Source organism: Kocuria salsicia, assembly GCF_039532055.1.
Taxonomy (GTDB): domain Bacteria; phylum Actinomycetota; class Actinomycetes; order Actinomycetales; family Micrococcaceae; genus Kocuria; species Kocuria salsicia.
Map to the genome: position 1 here is coordinate 121,277 of NZ_BAAARF010000008.1, position 17,307 is coordinate 138,583.

At 70.3% G+C, this 17,307-nt stretch carries 13 protein-coding genes and 2 pseudogenes; 9 read left to right on the forward strand and 6 right to left on the reverse strand.

All coding sequences use genetic code 11. The annotated features are described in order from the left end of the window. Positions 1-182: 182 nt before the first annotated feature. Both ABD264_RS07695 and ABD264_RS07700 read right to left on the reverse strand, forming a co-directional pair. The gene (locus tag ABD264_RS07695) at positions 183-2,987 is read right to left on the reverse strand and encodes a DUF2339 domain-containing protein (protein WP_344205302.1); all 2,805 of its coding nucleotides are present in this window, start codon (positions 2,985-2,987) and stop codon (positions 183-185) included. A 123-nt stretch (positions 2,988-3,110) separates the two neighbouring features. Then, positions 3,111-4,529, reverse strand: a complete 1,419-nt coding sequence (locus ABD264_RS07700) for a glucose-6-phosphate dehydrogenase (protein WP_094393236.1) — start codon at positions 4,527-4,529, stop codon at positions 3,111-3,113. Between the two features lie 622 nt (positions 4,530-5,151). Here ABD264_RS07700 and ABD264_RS07710 point away from each other — a divergent pair. The 4 genes and pseudogenes from ABD264_RS07710 to ABD264_RS07725 all read left to right on the forward strand — a co-directional run bounded on the left by ABD264_RS07710 (position 5,152) and on the right by ABD264_RS07725 (position 8,538). Next, a pseudogene (locus ABD264_RS07710) lies at positions 5,152-5,796 on the forward strand (ribonucleotide-diphosphate reductase subunit beta). Between the two features lie 251 nt (positions 5,797-6,047). Further along, entirely contained in the window at positions 6,048-7,424 is a 1,377-nt protein-coding gene (locus ABD264_RS07715) for an L-serine ammonia-lyase (RefSeq protein ID WP_344205305.1), read from the forward strand. A 125-nt stretch (positions 7,425-7,549) separates the two neighbouring features. Continuing rightward, positions 7,550-7,965: pseudogene (locus tag ABD264_RS07720) on the forward strand (arsenic resistance protein); the annotation flags it as partial. Positions 7,966-7,986: 21 nt separating this feature from the next. Then, positions 7,987-8,538 (forward strand): metallophosphoesterase family protein, encoded by a 552-nt coding sequence (locus tag ABD264_RS07725; protein ID WP_303106162.1) that lies wholly within the window; start codon positions 7,987-7,989, stop codon positions 8,536-8,538. A 147-nt stretch (positions 8,539-8,685) separates the two neighbouring features. Here ABD264_RS07725 and ABD264_RS07730 read toward each other — a convergent pair whose 3' ends face one another. Together ABD264_RS07730 and ABD264_RS07735 are read right to left on the reverse strand one after the other, a co-directional pair. After that, positions 8,686-9,138, reverse strand: a complete 453-nt coding sequence (locus tag ABD264_RS07730) for a MarR family winged helix-turn-helix transcriptional regulator (RefSeq protein WP_344205307.1) — start codon at positions 9,136-9,138, stop codon at positions 8,686-8,688. Then, positions 9,135-9,725 (reverse strand): DUF998 domain-containing protein, encoded by a 591-nt coding sequence (locus ABD264_RS07735; protein ID WP_303106159.1) that lies wholly within the window; start codon positions 9,723-9,725, stop codon positions 9,135-9,137. The genes ABD264_RS07730 and ABD264_RS07735 overlap by 4 nt, the downstream gene beginning before the upstream one ends. A gap of 277 nt (positions 9,726-10,002) precedes the next feature. Here ABD264_RS07735 and thpR point away from each other — a divergent pair, with 277 nt between their 5' ends. From thpR to ABD264_RS07760, 5 genes are all read left to right on the forward strand, one after another. Continuing rightward, positions 10,003-10,641 (forward strand): RNA 2',3'-cyclic phosphodiesterase, encoded by a 639-nt coding sequence (gene thpR / locus ABD264_RS07740; RefSeq protein ID WP_145011285.1) that lies wholly within the window; start codon positions 10,003-10,005, stop codon positions 10,639-10,641. 10 nt (positions 10,642-10,651) lie between these two features. After that, positions 10,652-11,932, forward strand: a complete 1,281-nt coding sequence (locus tag ABD264_RS07745; protein ID WP_295107719.1) for an MFS transporter — start codon at positions 10,652-10,654, stop codon at positions 11,930-11,932. 80 nt (positions 11,933-12,012) lie between these two features. Next, positions 12,013-13,245 carry a M20 family metallo-hydrolase gene (locus tag ABD264_RS07750; protein WP_344205308.1) on the forward strand — a complete coding sequence of 411 codons (1,233 nt, stop codon included), beginning with the start codon at positions 12,013-12,015 and terminating at the stop codon, positions 13,243-13,245. Between the two features lie 136 nt (positions 13,246-13,381). Beyond that, the gene (locus tag ABD264_RS07755) at positions 13,382-14,545 is read left to right on the forward strand and encodes a CaiB/BaiF CoA transferase family protein (protein WP_290499871.1); all 1,164 of its coding nucleotides are present in this window, start codon (positions 13,382-13,384) and stop codon (positions 14,543-14,545) included. 63 nt (positions 14,546-14,608) lie between these two features. Further along, entirely contained in the window at positions 14,609-15,784 is a 1,176-nt protein-coding gene (locus ABD264_RS07760) for an acyl-CoA dehydrogenase family protein (protein WP_174233403.1), read from the forward strand. 167 nt (positions 15,785-15,951) lie between these two features. Here the strand turns inward: ABD264_RS07760 and ABD264_RS07765 are convergent, their stop codons facing one another. Together ABD264_RS07765 and ABD264_RS07770 are read right to left on the reverse strand one after the other, a co-directional pair. Further along, positions 15,952-16,890 (reverse strand): N-acetylglucosamine kinase, encoded by a 939-nt coding sequence (locus tag ABD264_RS07765; RefSeq protein ID WP_344205310.1) that lies wholly within the window; start codon positions 16,888-16,890, stop codon positions 15,952-15,954. Positions 16,891-16,903: 13 nt separating this feature from the next. Next, positions 16,904-17,227, reverse strand: a complete 324-nt coding sequence (locus ABD264_RS07770) for a putative quinol monooxygenase (protein WP_144941460.1) — start codon at positions 17,225-17,227, stop codon at positions 16,904-16,906. Positions 17,228-17,307 lie beyond the last annotated feature (80 nt).

The window sequence follows — 17,307 nt, forward strand, 5'->3', positions numbered from 1 at the left end:
CGGCACGCCGCCCCTCGCGGGGCGTGCATCTCTGGGGTGGCCGGCCAAGGACCGCGAGCCCCCCACTGGAAACGACGAACGCCCCTCTCCGCCCGGTGACCAGGTCACTGAGCGGGGAGGGGCGTTCTCACCGTCCTCCGGTACCGGAAGCTGGCACCGGCGTCCGTCACCGGGGGAGCGGGTCAGTCGTTGGAGTCCACGGTGATCTTGTCCCCGGACACCGTCACGGTGCCGGAGGTGGAGATGCTCGTGGTGGTGTCCTCGTCGGACCAGTCGGCGGGCTCGTCGTCGTCGTACTCCTCGTTGTGCTGGTAGTTCAGACGCGCCTCCCCGGACTTGCTCGTGGAGAAGGAGATCTCACCGCTGCCGAACGGGGAGCGGGACACCGAATAGGTGGGGTAGCGCTCGATGCTCCACACCGGGTTCCGGTAGTCCTTCTCGTCCCCGAAGATCGAGTACCCGAAGGGGCAGCCGTCCGGCTCGAACTCGCCGGACTTGGCGCACGTGTCCAGCTTGGCGTTGAGCTGCTTGGTGAGGTCCTGCTCCAGCGCCGGGGTAAAGGACTGGCTGAAGGACATGCCCGAGTCCATTGACTCCGCCCCGGCGCGGATCTGCGCCACCTGGTTGCCGCCGTAGGTCACGTACTTGCTCGCGGAGGACACGCCCACGGCGTAGTCGCCCGGGAGCACGGTGAATTCCTGGGCGTGGGGGTCGTTCTGCTTGTCCACCGTGACCTTCTGGTCGTTCACGGTCAGCTCGTCCACACCCGCGGGCACCTCCACGCTGAACGTCTGGTAGAGCGAGGACCCGGCTGCGGTCTCGTCCACGTGCCAGGACTTGAACAGTCCGGCGCGCGAGTCGCTGACCATGGGCAGCGAGACCGGGGTGGTCACGCCGTCCTGGGTCACGGTGGCGTTGACCGTGGCGTGGTCGCCGTCGATCTGCGTGTCCTTGACCTCGTACGAGGACACCCGGTTCTCGGCGGCTCCGTAGATCTCGTCCGTGAGCAGCGCGCGCTCGCCGGTGGCCACGTTCGGGTCCGCGGCCTTCGCCACGGCGGACGCCTTGCCGTCCTGCACGGACTGCAGCAGCTCCTCGGCCTGGTTGTCCGGGCCAAAGACAGTGCGGCTGAGCACCGAGAACACGATCACCGCGGCCACGGCCAGCAGCACCAGGGCGCCCACGATGATCGCGATCAACCGGATCCGCTTCTTCTTGGCCGGGTCCATGGGCGTGCGCTCGGGCTGCGCGGCGGCTGCCGGGCGGGCGTCGTCGTAGCTGGGCAGCACGCGGGTCTGCTCACCCGGGGTGAGCCCGGCGGTGTCACCGCGCTGGGCGGTCACCGTGTCCTCGGTGGGGCAGGCCGCGGGGGACGACGTCGCCGCGGGGGTCGCGGACGTCGTCGTGCCCGGTGCGGTGGCAGCGTGGTGCCCGGCGGCAGCCACCGCGCCACCGGCTCCACCCACTGCGGCGGCGGAGGCCACCACGGCGGCGCGGCCGCGGGAGCGCTCGGAACCGCGCAGACCGCGGGTGACCCCGGCGGGCAGGGAGTTCATGAACGCGGGTACCACGAAGCGGGCGAGCAGCTCGATCACCGCACCCCACAGCAGGAGCACCAGGCACGTCCACCCGGCGGGGCGCAGGCTGAAGCCCGCCCCCTGGGTCCGGCTGCCCGCCTCCGCGGCGAAACCGCTGACGTTGAGCAGCCACATGAGCAGGATGCCGAGCACGAAGTACGCGAGGGGCAGCACGGCCCACGCGAAGGGGTTGCGCGCCACGCGCTGGTTCATGGGACGCACGTGCCCCCAGGCGGTGGCCGCGCACAGCACGGAGACCAGCGCCAGCAGGATGCACAGCACCACAGCCCAGCCGGGCACGGTGCCCTCGCTCCACAGGTAGAACGCGTGGGAGTTGCCGGTCAGGTCCGTGTAGGAGATCGCCGCGCCACCCGCGGTCAGCGCGGAGAGCAGGGAGAGCACGAACAGCCAGCCCACGGCCACGGGCAGCCAGAACAGGGCGGAGAAGCCCGCCACGGCGCCGTACTTCACGAAGGCCCAGATCAGAAGTCCCAGGCCCGCCACCACGGCGAACACGGTGAACTGAACAACGATGGGACGCAGCACCTGAAGCGCACCCGGCAGGGAGCGCTCGGCGCCGATCACCACGCGGCCCGGAGCGGCCTGGGTGGAGCGCACGTTCAGTGCGGAGGCGATGCTCAGCAGACCCACCACCAGGAGCACGGCGAACAGGCCCGGCCCCACGGCGGTGATGCGCAGCTGGAGGGTGGAGTAGAACACGGAGAGGTCCATGCGCAGCACGGTCACCGCGGTGACGATCAGCGCCAGCGCGCCCCACACCACGCCGCCCACGGCGGCCATGACCCACTGCACGGCGCGCGTCTCCACGCGCAGACCCGCCGAGAGCTTGCGCGCCACGAACCACGCGGCGGCGATGCCGCACGCCAGGGCGAAGTGCTGCGGCACGGTGATGCCCGCGGTGCCGCCCTCGCCACCGACGCTCGCGATCACGCGCAGCGGCACCAGCGCGGCCATGGCGGCCAGCTGGAACGGCACGGACAGGAACCATGCGGCGCCGGAGAGGTCGGGGGCCTCACCGGTGAAGGTGCCGATCTGGTTGTCCACCTGATCCGTGAGACTCCCGCTGGAGTCCCCCGCGATGGCTGCGCCCAGGAGCGTGAGCAGCATGGCGAGCACGGTGCCCAGCACCATGCCCACGTAGCCGGCCGCCCCGGCCACGGCGGGAACCCACCAGTGGCGCGGGGTCATCGTGGACAGAGCCGCTGGCGGAGAGTAGGCGTAAGGCTGCTGGCCGGGGGCGGTGGCCGCCCCGGCGCTCGCCGCACCATGGCTGGCGGCACCGGCTGCTGCCGCGCCGTGGCCCTCGTGGCCTGCGGCGGGGACGGCTTCGGTCTTCTCCCCGTTCCGATCCCGGGACTCGCCCGCCGGGCCGTGCGCCGATGATGGCATGTGGTTCTCCCCTGTCACGCGTTGAAGGTCCAGCGGATTGCCTGGACTTTCCCTGGATACCAGAGGAGGACACGCCCCCGGGTCATGCCCCGCCGTGAAAGGGACGTGTGTATGAATAAGTCTCTATTTGACGCGCGGGCCCGCCGATCCTGCGGGGTACTCCTGCAGGGGGGCGCAGGTGTCGTAGGCGTTCTGGATGAGGTCGATGATCCGCCACCCCTCCTCCGTGGCGTCCGCGCGCACGGTGAAGGTGGGGTCCCCGTCCAGGATCCAGCGCATCACGGAGCCGTAGGCCGTGAGCCCCGGCTCCGGGACGCCGCTGGAGAGGGTGAGACGGTTCATGCCGCGGGAGTCGAAGGGGCTGCCCACGTTGGTCTCGAGCTGCACGTGCTCCTCCTCGAAGCCCACGCTGAGTACGTCCGGGGCCAGGGGGTGCGGCCAGCCCTTGTACTCGTGGGGCGGGCGGCGGAAGGTCACGCGGATGTGCTGGGCGGGGTTGCCGATCGCCTTGCCGGAGCGCAGGGTCACCGGCACCCCGTTCCAGCGCCAGGTGTCCACCTCCAGGGTGACCTGCACGAACGTCTCGGTCTCCCGCTGCGGGTCCACGTCCTTCTCCTCCGCGTAGTCCGGGACGTCGTGCCCGCCCGTGGTTCCCGCGGTGTAGCGGCCGCGGACCACCGGGGTGATCCCGGGGTGCTCGGCGGCGTGCATGGTGGACTCCTCGTCCCACAGCCGGGTGGCGCGCAGGATGTGCGCGGTGTTGGCGGGGACCTCCACGGCGTCGAATCGGGAGGGCGGGTCCATCATCGTCAGCGCCATGACCTGCAGCAGGTGGGACTGCAGCATGTCCCGGGCGGCACCCGTGCTGTCGTAGAACTCCCCGCGGCCCTCCAGGGCGAGCGTCTCGTCGAAGACGATCTCGATGGACTCCACGTGCCGCCGGTCCCACAGCGGCTCGAATAGTCGGTTGGCGAAGCGCAGGCCCACGATGTCCAGCACGCCGGGCATGCCCAGGAAGTGGTCCACGCGGAACGTGTGCTGCTCGTCCACCAGCTGCCCCACCTGCGCGTTCAGCGCCCGCGCGGAGGCCAGGTCCGTGCCCACGGGCTTCTCGAGCGCCAGGTACAGGTCCTCGGGCAGCGAGTCCAGCTCGGCCAGCGCTGCGCATGCCTTCTTGGTGATGGCGGGAGCCAGCGCGAAGTACAGGCACACGGGGCCGACGACGTCGCCGAGCAGCTTCTCGAGGTCCGCAGCCTCGGTGACGTCGCACGAGACCCAGTGCGTCTCCCGCTGCGCTCGCTCCACGGCGGGGCCGGTGGCGCCCACGGACGCGAACGCCTTGGCGACCGTCTCCTCCCAGGTCCCCGCACGCACGTCGTCGTCCGGACCCAGTGGACCCGGGAAGTCGTCCCGGGCGGAGCCGACGATCGTGATCTCCCGCTCCGGCTGCAGGTCCAGCAGCGAACCGAGCCCCGGCAGGAGCAGTCGCGCGGTGAGGTCGCCGGAGGCGCCGAGAATCACAAGGGTCCTGATGTTGTCCATGGGATCAGGGTAGGGGGTGGACAGAGGCTCGGGCTGCGCTGCCGCACCCCGGGGGACGGCCAGCGGGCGGCGTCGGGGTTCGTGCCAGCGGCTGAGGCTGGAAACGAGACCGGGGTGCAGGAGGCCGGGCACGGGAACGGCGCGACGGCGCCTGTTGGTGCGCGGGTGGCCGGCGGCGGCCTGGACGACTGGGTCTTAGCGGTGGGCTGCGGGGGCGGCCACGACGAGATCGTCACCCGCTCCCTGCCGGTGCTGCGCGCCCTGACCCACCCGGAGACCGGCGGGATCGTCGCGGCGCCCACCACGTCCCTGCCGGAGGACTTCGTGGGGGCGCAACTGGGACTACCGCTGCACCTGGCTGCGGGATGCGGCCCTGAGCATTCAGGTGCTCGTGAACCAGGGCCACCAGGACGGTGCGCTGCTGCGGCGGGACCGGCTGCCGTGCGCCGTCGCCGGGCAGGCGGACGTGGCCGCGGTGCCCTCGGTGGCGGCGGGCAACGCGGCGTCGCACGGCGTCGGCCTGGGTCAGATGAACCTGTCCGGGTACCTGGCCCCGCAGCGCATCCACTACGGCAGCGAGAAGAGCGACGACTTCACGAACGCCCTCTACCCGCAGCACTCGATCACCTCGCTCGCCTGCCGGAAGGACCCGACCGCGCGCCTGCGTCCGGTGAACTGGAACCGAGTGCCGGACGGCAAGGACCTGGAGGTGTGGAACCGGTTCACCGCCAACTTCTGGCTCCCGGAGAAGGTTCCGCTGTCCACCGACATTCCCGCGTGGCAACGGATGCGCCCGGAGGAGCGGACGCTGACCACGCGGGTGTTCACGGGCCTGACCATGCTGGACACCGTGCAGGCCACGGTGGGGGGATCTGCCGGATCCAGGGCACCCGCACGCAGCACGAGGAGGCGGCGTACACGAACGCTGCCTTCATGCAGTCCGTGCACGCGCGCAGATTCAGGAGTTGACGTTCGAGCCGCTGGAGACGCTCTCGGAGCTCGGGCTGCGGCACTCGGGGCGCTCTACGAACCGCTGGGGCTGATGGAGGACGTGGCGGTCTTCGTGCGGTACAACAATGCGAACAAGGCGCTCATGAACCTGGGCTACCCCGAGCGGTTCCCGGCCGAGAAAACGCGGGTGAACCCCGAGATCCTGGCGGCGCTGTCCCCGGGCAGCGACGAGAACCACGACTTCTTCAGCAGCCCCGGCTCCAGCTACGTGATGGGCAAGGGGGAGGACACCACCGACGCGGACTGGGAGTTCTGAGCCCTCCGGCGGAGCCCGCCGTGGCCCGGCCACTCCCGCGGTGAAGGCCCGGCTCCCCTCCCAGGGTGCCGGGCCGCGGGTGGTCGCGTGCGGCGCCGTCGGCCACCGAGCCTGCGAGGCTTGCCCGCCATGTGGGACCCACGTACGGTGTAGCCGATCCGTGCGGAGCCTTCCGCGCCGCGCGGCCGCCCGGCCCCGCACGGCACCATCCACGCCGCGCCCGAGGGCCTGACAGTGGGGAGAAACGCAACGTGGCGCTCAGTGTTCTGGATCTGTTCTCGGTGGGGATCGGGCCCTCGTCCTCCCACACGGTGGGCCCCATGCGGGCCGCCCGGCTCTTCGTGAAGGGCCTCGCCGACGACGCCCTGCTGGGGTCCGTGGCGCGCGTGCACTCCCAGCTCTTCGGCTCTCTGGGGGCCACCGGGTGGGGCCACGGCTCGGACAAGGCCGTGATCCTGGGGCTCATGGGCGAGGACCCGGAGACCGTGGACACCGACACCGCGGACGCCACGGTGGCCCACGCGAGCGAGACCGGTCAGCTGCTGCTGGACGGCCTGCACCCGGTGGCCTTCGACCGCTCCCAGGACGTGGTGATGCACCGCCGCAAGTCCCTGCCCACCCACCCCAACGGCATGAGCTTCACCGCGTACGACGCCGCCGGCACCGTCCTGCGCGACAGCGTCTACTACTCGGTGGGCGGCGGGTTCGTGGTGGACGACTCCAAGAGCAGCGCGGACAAGATCGTCGAGGACGACACCCCCGTGAAGTACCCGTTCAGCACGGGGGACGAGCTGCTCGCCATCTGCGAGTTCGAGAACCTGAGCGTCGCGCAGGTGATGGCCGCCAACGAGCTCTCGTGGCGCCCGGCCGAGGAGACCCGCGCGCAGCTGCTGCACATCTGGTCCGTCATGCAGGAGTGCGTGGAGAACGGCTGCACCCGCGAGGAGAAGACCCTGCCCGGGGGACTGAAGGTGCGCCGTCGTGCCCCGGAGATGCGCAAGCGTCTGCTCACCAAGGAGCGCGGGGACGACCCCCTGTACGGGATGGACTGGGTCAACCTCTACGCGCTCGCGGTGAACGAGGAGAACGCGTCCGGCGGGCGCATCGTCACGGCCCCCACCAACGGTGCGGCAGGGATCATTCCCGCCGTGCTGCACTTCTACACGCGGTTCATGACGGACGCGTGCGACGACAATGCCGTGGACTTCCTGCTCACCGCGGCGGCGACCGGCATCGTGATCAAGGAGAACGCGTCCATCTCCGGCGCTGAGGTGGGCTGCCAGGGCGAGGTGGGCTCCGCGTGCTCCATGGCCGCGGCGGGCCTGTGCGCGGTGCTGGGCGGTAGCCCCCGGCAGGTCGAGTGCGCCGCGGAGATGGGCATCGAGCACAACCTGGGACTGACGTGCGACCCGGTGGGCGGGCTCGTGCAGATCCCGTGCATCGAGCGCAACGCGATTGCCAGCGTGAAGGCCATCAACGCCGCGCGGCTGTCCATGCAGGGGGACGGCATCCACAAGGTCTCCCTGGACCAGGTGGTCAAGACCATGCGGGAGACCGGTGCGGACATGAAGATCAAGTACAAGGAGACCTCCCGCGGGGGGCTCGCCGTGAACGTCATCGAGTGCTGAGACTGCTCGGCTCATGCGAGCCCTCCATGCGGAGGACCTGGTGGTCGTGACCCCTCCCCGTCCACCCGGTCTGACGAGACGCCCTCGGTGCTGTGGGAGATGTCCTTCCTTGACCGCTGGGGGTCTACCTGCAGGGGCTGCCCGGGTGGCTCGGCCTGCCCGTCACGTCCGCGGAGTTCTCCGTGGGCACCATCGTGGTGCTCTTCGCCCTGCAGGGGGACGCCATCACCTCCCAGCCGTGGAACGTGGTCCGGATCGCGTTGCCACGGCCGTGCTGCTTCGCCATCATGTTCGCCCCGGGGACGTTCAGCTCCCGAGCCGCCCGGCTGGGCTACGCCAGATCCGCCACTGTGGCGTTCACCGCGGCGGGCAACAACTTCGAGCTGTGGCCATCGGCACGTTCGGGGTCACCTCGGGCCAGGCGCTCGCCGGGGTGGTGGGCCCGCTGATCGAGGTACCGGTGCTCGTGGCACTGGTCTACGTCTCGGTCTGGCTGGGCCCGCGTGTCTTCCCCTGCGACCCCACGGTTCCCGCGCGCTGATGACCGCGCGAGAATGAAGCCATGACCACGTCGCTGCTGCTGCTCGCGGACACCCACCTTCCCAAGCGCGCCAAGGACCTGCCCGCCCAGGTGTGGGACGAGGTGGAGGCCGTGGACGTCGTCGTGCACGCCGGTGACTGGGTGGACCTGACCACGTTCGAGGCGCTGCGGGAGCGCTCACGCCGCCTGGTGTGCGTGTGGGGCAACAACGACGGCCCCGAGCTGCGCGCCGAGATGCCGGAGACCGCCCGGTGGGAGCTGGAGGGCCTGCAGTGGGCCATGACCCATGAGACCGGCGCGAAACAGGGCCGGGAGAAGCGCATGGACGCAGCGTTCCGGGACACGGACGTGCTGGTGTTCGGCCACAGCCACATCCCGTGGGACACCACCGCGCCCTCCGGGATGCGGCTGCTGAACCCCGGATCCCCCACGGACCGCCGGCGGCAGCCGCACTGCACGTACATGCGGGTCACGGCGGACGCGGGGACGCTCACGGACGTGGAGCTGGTGGCGCTACCGGGGCGGCACCGGGTGCGCGTCCCGTCAGTGGTTGCTGGTTGCAGCACTCGTTGACGGGGGTCAGTCGTCTCTGCCCACGATGAACCGCGAGAGCCATGCGGCCAGTACGCCCAGCAGCCCGCTGACGGCCAGCATGGCAGTGACCATGCACAGCATCCCCAGCCCGATGGGCACGCCGCCGGAAGGATCGACGGCATCCACCTAGATGTACTGGCTGGGTGCGGTGATCGGTTCGCTTGACCGCAGGAGTTTCGTGATGTCATGCAGAGCCTCGGCCAGGTGATTCGGATCATGGCCGGCCCGTCGCACCACGTCGTCGAAAGACCCACTCAGCGCGTCGGTCGATGCGGCCAGCATGGTTCTTCCTGCGGGGGTCAGGTGTAGGGATTGGCGGTTGCCGTCTCCTGGGCAGGAGGAGTCTTCGATGAGACCTGCAGACTTCAGCGTCCTGGCGACCCCGGTGGCGGCAGCTGGCGTGACCTTCAGGCCGTTGGCCAGGTCTCGGCCTCGCAGGCCGGGGTGTTGCTCAATGATGACCAGCGCAGTGTGGTGTCGCAGGGTCAGCCCGAGAGGCTTGAGAACAGCAGCTGCCTGGCGGTCCATGGTCAGAACCAGGTCATGGAGTTCGTAGGCCAGGTCAAGCACGTGGGTCATGCGAACCACTCCATAGACAGCGTGGCGTAGTCGAGGTAGAAGCAGGCCACGCTGATCAGGAAGACGCGCTCGAACAGCCCGAACACTGCCAACGTGCGCCGTAGGCGTGGGATCAGGCACACGCACAGGCCAACCAAGGAGATCAGCGCGATCCACCGCAGGAATCCCGAGACGGGATCGCCAAGCAGTCGTGTCACGTTTCCCATGAGCGAGAAGGCCAACGCGAACTGCGTGATCGCGAGGACGTAATGGATCATCCCCCGACCTGTCCGGGGTGCTCCGACGAGATCGGTGGGGAAGAACCGCATTGCGGCGGTCGTCGCGCCGATGACCACGAACGCCACAAACGCGAAGCCCCGGTCGCTCCAACCGGGGTAACCGATCCACGTCCCCAAGGCCAAGAGCCACCAGCCCGCCGTTGCAGCCAGGCCCATCCACTCGAACAGCTGTCGCGTAGCTCCGACGCCGTAGTCACTCACGGCGTCTCTGATCGGGTTCCGGGCCCTGGTGGTGTGGAGGCGCGCGAGCAAGCCCAGCCGCACGATAAGGGATGCGGCGGCCGCCGAGAAGATCGCAGAGGAAATCACGATCTAAATGTAGTACTTAACTTAAGGCGCTGCAACACCCTTCCGATGTGGCCATCCGTTCCACCTCGCTGCGTGCACCAGCCGTTCCGTAATCCCACAACCTCGATCAACGTCTCCGGTCAGTACACCTAGAGCCGTGTGAAGAAGACGGCAAAGCCGATCCGGCCCACGGCGGTGAGCGTCAGGAGGATCTTCACGGCGGGTTGCACGACGGCTCCGCGCGGTGGGGGTGCCATTCAGGGTAGTCCTCCGGCGGCGGCACTCCTACAGTGGACGCATGAGGCTCTTCGCCGCCGCGTACCCTCCCCGCGCAGCTCGCGAGCACCTGGTCCGTGCCCTGAGCGAGGTGCGCGCCATGACGGGCACCTCCCTGCGCTGGGGCGATCCCGAGCAGTGGCACGTCACGCTCGCTTTCTACGGCGACCAGCCGGAGGGTGCGGTGCCCGATCTCGAGGAGCACCTGCACGCCGTTGCCAGCCCGTCCCCGCCGCTTCGGGTCGGCCTGCGCGGCGCCGGCTCGTTCGGAGGCACCACGCTCTGGATGGGTCTGGGCGGGGAGACCACCGGCCTGGCGGACCTCATGCGCGTCTGCTCCCTGGACCCGGACGAACGGGCCCGGCAACGCGCACACCTCACGGTGGCGCGGCTGTCCCGCACGGAGCGCTCGCGCCGGGCCGCGCAACGGCGCCGCGGCTCACGCGTCTTCGCACGCGGCGGGCCGGAGCTCGCAGACGTGGTCCGGGCACTGTCCGTGTACGACGGCCCCGAGTGGACCGTGGGCGAGGTCCGCCTGATGTCCTCCGCGCTCGGAGAAGGACGCTCGGGCGGGGCGCTGCACAGAGAGATCGCGCGCTGCCCGCTGGGTGGTCCCGCGGCCCCGGGCCCGCCCGGTCAGGGGCACCCCCGGCCCCGTTAGTGTGGACCACATGTCCGCGACCGCTCCTGCCTCCCGCTCGGGCGCATGGCTGTGGATCCTGGTGGGCTCAGCGGTACTCACGCAGTCGGGTGCGAACCTCCTGCGCCCGATCACCTCCTACAAGCTCCTGGGGCTGCACGCGGACCCGGTGGTCATCGGCCTCACCACCGCCGCCTACGCGCTGATTCCTCTGGTCACGGCCGTCTGGCTGGGACGGGTCTCGGACCGCATTCCGCAGCTGCGGCTGCTGATCCTCACCGGAGTCGGTCTGCTCGCCCTGGCAGGTGTTGGACTGGCGGTCGCCGGCTCGGTGTGGCTCATCCTCGTGGCGAGCGCCGTGCTGGGCGTGGGGCACCTGTGCTTCACGATCGGTGGCCAGACGGCGATCGCGCGCTATGCGGCGGACCGGGATCTGGACAAGGGGTTCGGGTGGTTCACCGCAGCGTTCTCTGCGGGCCAGATGATCGGGCCCGCACTCGGGGGGTGGATCGTGGGCCACGGCACCGACGTGGCCTCCGCGGAGCGGATGGCCGCGGTGAACGAGAGCCTGTGGATCGGTGTCGCGGTGACCGTCCTGGCGGTGCCGCTGTTCCTGACCAGGTCCTCCCTGCCCGCTGGCGTTCCGGACGGGGCGGGCGACGCCGCGGTGTCGCCCCCGGACGCGGACCACGCCGCCGGTGGCCCCCGGGAACCGGCGCAGGGCCGCGCCACGACACTCGGGATCCTGCGCGTCCCCGGCATCGTCTCGCACATGGTGGCGGCGATGTCCCTGCTGGCGATGCTGGACATCCTCACCGCGTTCCTCCCCCTGGTGGGTGAGGAGGTGGGGGTCGCACCGTCCGTGGTGGGTGTCCTGCTCGGGGTCCGCGGCCTGGCCTCAATCGCCTCGCGTCTGCTGCTGCCGTGGCTGTCCGGAAGGTTTTCCCGGGAGAGGCTGCTCGTGGTGAGCCTGATCGCCTCGGGCGTGACCCTCATCGTTCCGCCCCTGTTCCTGGACCGTTTCTGGTGGGCGGCACTGCTCCTGGCCGTGGGCGGCTTCTTCCTCGGACTGGGCCAGCCGCTGACGATGACCATGATCTCCACGTCCGTGCCGGACGCCTGGCGCGGCTCGGCGCTCGCCGTGCGCCTCATGGGCAACAGGGTGGGGCAGGTGCTGCTGCCTGTGGCAGCAGGAGCCGTTGCCGCTCCCCTCGGCCCGGGCGGGGCAATCTGGCTGACCTGCGCCCTGCTGCTGGGCAGCGGGCTGGAGAAAGCGGTGCACCGGCGGAGGGGCGCACGGCGGGGCGCGTGAGCGTGCCGTCGTAGCATGGCCCCACCACCACCACGGGCGGGGTCGCCGCCCCACCCCGAGATGCTCCGGGAGGCACCCTCATGACTCAGCACAGCAACTCCGACTTCCTGGACGCGTTCGCGCAGATGTCCCGCAACGGCGGGCTGGAGACCGGCGGCGTGGAGCGGCAGGCGGCCACCGAGGCGGACGGGCTGAACCGGCAGTGGTTTGCCGGCTGGCTCACGGCGCGCGGCGCCACGGTGCACTACGACGCGGTCGGCAACCAGTTCGGCCTGTTCGAGCACACCCCCGGGGCGCCCTACGTGCTGGTGGGCTCGCACCTGGACTCGCAGCCGCGGGCAGGCCGGTTCGACGGCGCGTACGGCGTACTGGCCGGGGCCCACGCGTGCGCGCAGCTCCACCTCGCCGCGCTGGGCGGGGAGATGGAGCTGAGCCGCAACTTGTGCGTTGTGAACTGGTTCAACGAGGAGGGCTGCCGCTTCAAGCCGTCCATGATGGGCAGCTCCGTGTACACCGGCAAGCGCGACCTGGAGGAGACGCTCGCGATTCGGGACACCGCAGGGGTGAGCGTGCGCGAGGCGCTGGACGCCCTAGGGCAGCGCGGTGAGGACGTCATCCCGGAGGCCACCGCCTACGTGGAGCTGCACATCCAGCAGGGGAAGTCCATGGAGGAGGACGGCTTCACCATCGGGTTGGTGGAGGCCACGTGGGGTGTGCGGAAGTACGAGCTGCGGGTGCTCGGGGAGCAGGCCCACACGGGGTCCACGCTCATCGAGGACCGCAAGGACGCTCTGCTCGGGGCGTCGTTGCTGATCGCCTCGGCGCGGAAGGTCGCGCTGGAGCACGACGTCATCACGTCCTGCGGGGAGCTGCTGATCGAGCCCAACTCGCCGGTGGCCGTGGCCCGGGAGGCGCGCCTGGTGATCGACCTGCGCAGCCCGGACGCCGAACGCCTGACCGCCGCGGACGAGCACTTCGCCCGGGAGGTCGAGGATGCTGCGCGGGCCGCGAACGTGGAGATCCAGACCGTGAACCGCCACGCGTGGGACGTGCTGGAGTACGCCCCGGAGGGCCTGGCACTCGCCCAGGAGGTCGTGACGGAGCTGGACCTGCCCCACACCCGGATCATGACGCTCGCCGGGCACGACTCCACCAACGTGAAGGACGTGCTGCCTACCGTGATGCTGTTCGTGCCCTCCCACCGCGGCATCACGCACAACGAGTACGAGTTCACCTCGGACGAGGACATGCTCGCCGGTCTGGAGATGCTCACCGCCACCCTGCGGCGGGTGGCGCAGGGTGAGCTGGGCTGACGTCCACGGCACCCACCGGGTGGGGGCGCGGGGGTGTCTGGACGGTCGCACGCGACCGGGTATGGACGTCTCACCCACACCCCAGTGTGTCTCCGGTCATAGAGTAGGGAGGAAGTCCCGACCCGAGGAGGACCCCGTGACCGATCCACTGCCCCTGGACGGCGTGCTCGTCGCCGACTTCTCCCGCGTGCTCGCCGGGCCGCTGTGCACCATGACCCTCGCGGACCTCGGCGCGCGGGTGGTCAAGGTGGAGCGGCCCGGCAGTGGGGACGACACCCGGCACTGGGGCCCGCCGTTCTCGGAGACCGGGCCCACGTACTACGAGTCCGTGAACCGCAACAAGGAGTCCGTCTGCCTGGACCTGCACACGGACGAGGGTCGCGGGCTCGCGCGTGAACTGGCTCTGCGCGCGGACGTGGTCGTGGAGAACTTCAAGCCCGGCGGCATGGCCAGGCTGGGGCTGGGCTACGAGGAGATCTCGGTGGAGAACCCCGGCGTGGTGTTCGTGTCCGTCTCTGGTTTCGGCACGGCGGGCGGTGCGCACCTGGCCGGCTACGACTTCCTGGTGCAGGCCGTGGGCGGGCTCATGAGCATCACCGGCCGCGCGGACGGCGAGCCCACCAAGGCGGGCGTCGCGCTCGTGGACGTGCTCACCGCCAAGGACGCCACGATCGGCACGCTCGCCGCGCTCGAACAACGACGTCGCACGGGCCGCGGCGCGCACATCGACGTCAGTCTGCTGTCCAGCCTGCAGGGCGCGCTGGTGAACCAGGGGCAGGCCTACCTGGGCGCGGGGAAGGTCCCGCAGCGGATGGGCAACGACCACCCGTCGATCGTCCCGTACCAGCTGCTGCAGTGCTCGGACGCGCCCCTGGCCGTGACGGTGGGCAACGACCACCAGTTCCGAAAATTCACCGAGGTGCTCGGCATCCCCGAGGCGGCCGATGACGAGCGCTACGTGAGCAACGGGGTCCGCGTGGACCACCGCGAGGAGCTCACGGCGCTGCTCGAGGAGGCCCTGGCCGCGAGGACCGCGTCCGAGTGGCAGGAGTCCCTGACCGAGGTGGGAGTGCCCGCGGGCAAGGTGGGCGGTATCGACGAGGGCGTGGCCCTGGCCGAGGAGCTCGGGCTGGAACCCACGGTGGACGTCCAGGACCGCACGGGCGCGACCGTGGGCCGCCAGTTCCGTCACCCTGCGCAGTGGACCCCGCCGCTGGCGTCCCCCACGCAGGCCCCGCCGCAGCTGGGGCAGGACACGGATACCGTGGTGCAGTGGCTGCGGGAACCCCGGGACAAGTAGAAGTGGGAAATCAGGCTCCGCACCCGGCTACGCGCGGTGTGTCCGCAGTCATACAGTGGACCCATGAGTGAACTGAAACCCGTGGACGTCATGGACCTGGTGAGCTTCGACTCCCTGCTGTCCGAAGAAGAGATCGCGCTGCGCGCGAAGGTGCGCGAGTTCGTGGATGCCACCATCAAGCCGAACATCGCCGAGTGGTACGACAACGCCGTTTTCCCGCTCGAGATCGTGCCGGAGATGGCCAAGCTGGGCCTGCTGGGCATGCACCTGAAGGGCTACGGCTGTGCTGGACGCACCGCAGTGGAGTACGGTCTGGCCGGTGCGGAGCTGGAGGCCGGGGACTCCGGGCTACGCACGTTCGTGTCCGTGCAGGGCTCGCTGGCCATGAGCGCCATCTACAAGTGGGGTTCTGAGGAGCAGAAGCAGGAGTGGCTGCCGCAGATGGCCGCCGGTGAGGCCATCGGCTGCTTTGGCCTGACCGAGCCCACCGCAGGCTCTGACCCCTCCTCCATGAAGACCTTCGCCCGCAAGGATGGCGAGAACTGGCTCATCAACGGCGCCAAGCGCTGGATCGGGCTGGCCAGCGTGGCCAAGGTGGCCGTGATCTGGGCGCAGACCGATGAGGGGATCCGCGGCTTCGTGGTCCCCACCGACACCCCGGGCTTCAAGGCCACGCCCATCACGGCCAAGCTGTCCATGCGCGCGTCCATCCAGTGCGACATCGAGCTCACGGACGTCCGCCTCCCCGCCTCCGCGATGCTGCCGGAGGCCAAGGGTCTGCGCGGCCCGTTCTCGTGCCTCAACGAGGCCCGCTACGGCATCATCTGGGGTGCCATGGGTGCCGCGCGTGACTCCTTCGAGGCCGCTCTGGCCTACTCGCAGGAGCGCCTGCAGTTCGACCGCCCGCTCTCCGGCTACCAGCTCACGCAGCAGAAGCTCGTGAACATGGCCCTGGAGATCGACAAGGGCTTCCTGCTCGCCCTGCAGCTCGGCCGGCTCAAAGACGCCGGCACGCTGCAGAACCACCAGATCTCGGTGGGCAAGCTCAACAACTGCCGCGAGGCCATCAAGATCGCCCGCGAGGCCCGCACCATCCTGGGCGGCAACGGTGTCACCCTGGACTACTCGCCCCTGCGCCACGCCAACAACCTGGAGTCCGTGCGCACCTACGAGGGCACGGACGAGGTGCACTCCCTGATCCTGGGTCAGCAGCTCACGGGGGTGGGCGCGTTCCGCTGAGTCCGTGCGTCCCGAACCGGGTGCCTCCCTCGGGAGGCACCCGGTTTTTTTATGCGCATGCATCGTCCTAGACGGGCGACGACGCCGGGCCGCCCGTTCCCGTGGCCTCATCACGCGTCGCGGTCTTGGTGGGTCCGGACGGGGCCACGGGTCTCAGCCTTGCACGGTCAGCCCGGGGCGCAGCGGGCCAGCAGAGGGGCTCCCAGGACTGGTTCGCGGTCCAGGAGCGTCACGGACAGGCCCTGCTCCCGCAGCAACGCGGCCACGTGCAGGCCCACCGCGGACCCTGTGAGCCCGCCGCCCACGACCACGGGAAGCGGCTCGGCCATGGCGCCTGCCACGGTGAGCACGAGCTCCGCCAGATGCTCCGCGGCCACCGCCGTCAGCTCGGACGCCACGGCGTCCCCGGAGGCGGCCAGCTCGCACACGGGCTGCGCGAGCCCTGCCCAGTGGGGCCGGTCCGGATGGTTGTGGAACGCGCCGATCAGGTCGGCGGGCTCGGTCACTCCGGCGTGCTCCAGCACCACTCGGGTGAGCGCTTCTCCCGCATTCCCGGCAGCAGGCTGCTGGGACCGACGCAGCACCCGGCGCACGGCCTCCCGGCCGATCCAGTAGCCGCTGCCCTCGTCGCCGAGGAGATACCCCCAGCCGCCGGCGCGTACCTCGCGGCCGGAAGTGTCCACGCCCCAGGCCACCGAGCCGGTTCCTGCGATGAGCGCGATCCCGGACGTGTGAGCGCCGGCGGCGAGGATCAGGCGGGTGTCGTGCACGGCCGTCACACTCGCGGACGGGCCGAGGCAACCGGCGGAACGGATGAGACCGGCCAGTCGAGCGGCGTCGTGCGCGGTGTCCACGCCGCCGGATCCCGCAACCACGGGCGTGCCGGGCGCCGCGTGCAACTGCGACAGGACGGAGCGCAGGCATGCGTGCGCCTGCTCCGCGGGGACGTTCTGCACGTTCGCGGACCCGGCGCGCGCCTCGCGCACGGGTGTTCCCCCGTGGAAGAGGATGCCACGCGTGTGGGAGCCGCCGATGTCCAGGCCGACGAGGAACTCGCCCGCGCTGCGCGAGTCACCGGGGCCCGGTCCCGCGGGCTCTGCGCTCACTGCGGCGGCCGGGTCAGTTCGAGACCTGCACCTCGCCCATCTCCTCCCAGCCGTCCCCCTCGACCTGGCGGGAGATGATGCGCGGGGTCTTCACCAGGTACTGCGGGAACTGCTCGGTCATCTTCTGGAAGTGCTCCGAGTTCACGTGGGCCTCCGCGGCGTCCTCCTCGAAGGCCTCCACCAGCACGAACTCGTTGGGGTTCTCCAGGCTGCGGGACCACTCGAACCACTTGTTCCCGGGCTCCCGGCGGGTGGCCTCGGTGAACTCGGCCACGAGCTCCGGCCAACGCTCCACGTACTCGTCCTTGGCCTCGAACTTGACTACGATAAAGATCATTCTCTGCTCCTGGTGCTGCGTGTCTCGAAGGGTGCGTTGTCGCAGTCCAGTATAGGAGCGCCCCCGGTGTCATGCGGCGT

What these genes read in the sequence shown, in the direction of transcription:
- ABD264_RS07730 (WP_344205307.1), bottom strand. Translation starts at nt 9,138, where the DNA reads ATGACCCACGTGCTTGACCTGGCCTACGAACTCCATGACCTGGTTCTG.
- ABD264_RS07770 (WP_144941460.1), bottom strand. Translation starts at nt 17,227, where the DNA reads ATGATCTTTATCGTAGTCAAGTTCGAGGCCAAGGACGAGTACGTGGAG.
- ABD264_RS07745 (WP_295107719.1), top strand. Translation starts at nt 10,652, where the DNA reads ATGTCCGCGACCGCTCCTGCCTCCCGCTCGGGCGCATGGCTGTGGATC.
- ABD264_RS07700 (WP_094393236.1), bottom strand. Translation starts at nt 4,529, where the DNA reads ATGGACAACATCAGGACCCTTGTGATTCTCGGCGCCTCCGGCGACCTC.
- ABD264_RS07725 (WP_303106162.1), top strand. Translation starts at nt 7,987, where the DNA reads ATGACCACGTCGCTGCTGCTGCTCGCGGACACCCACCTTCCCAAGCGC.
- ABD264_RS07750 (WP_344205308.1), top strand. Translation starts at nt 12,013, where the DNA reads ATGACTCAGCACAGCAACTCCGACTTCCTGGACGCGTTCGCGCAGATG.
- ABD264_RS07760 (WP_174233403.1), top strand. Translation starts at nt 14,609, where the DNA reads ATGAGTGAACTGAAACCCGTGGACGTCATGGACCTGGTGAGCTTCGAC.
- ABD264_RS07695 (WP_344205302.1), bottom strand. Translation starts at nt 2,987, where the DNA reads ATGCCATCATCGGCGCACGGCCCGGCGGGCGAGTCCCGGGATCGGAAC.
- thpR (WP_145011285.1), top strand. Translation starts at nt 10,003, where the DNA reads ATGAGGCTCTTCGCCGCCGCGTACCCTCCCCGCGCAGCTCGCGAGCAC.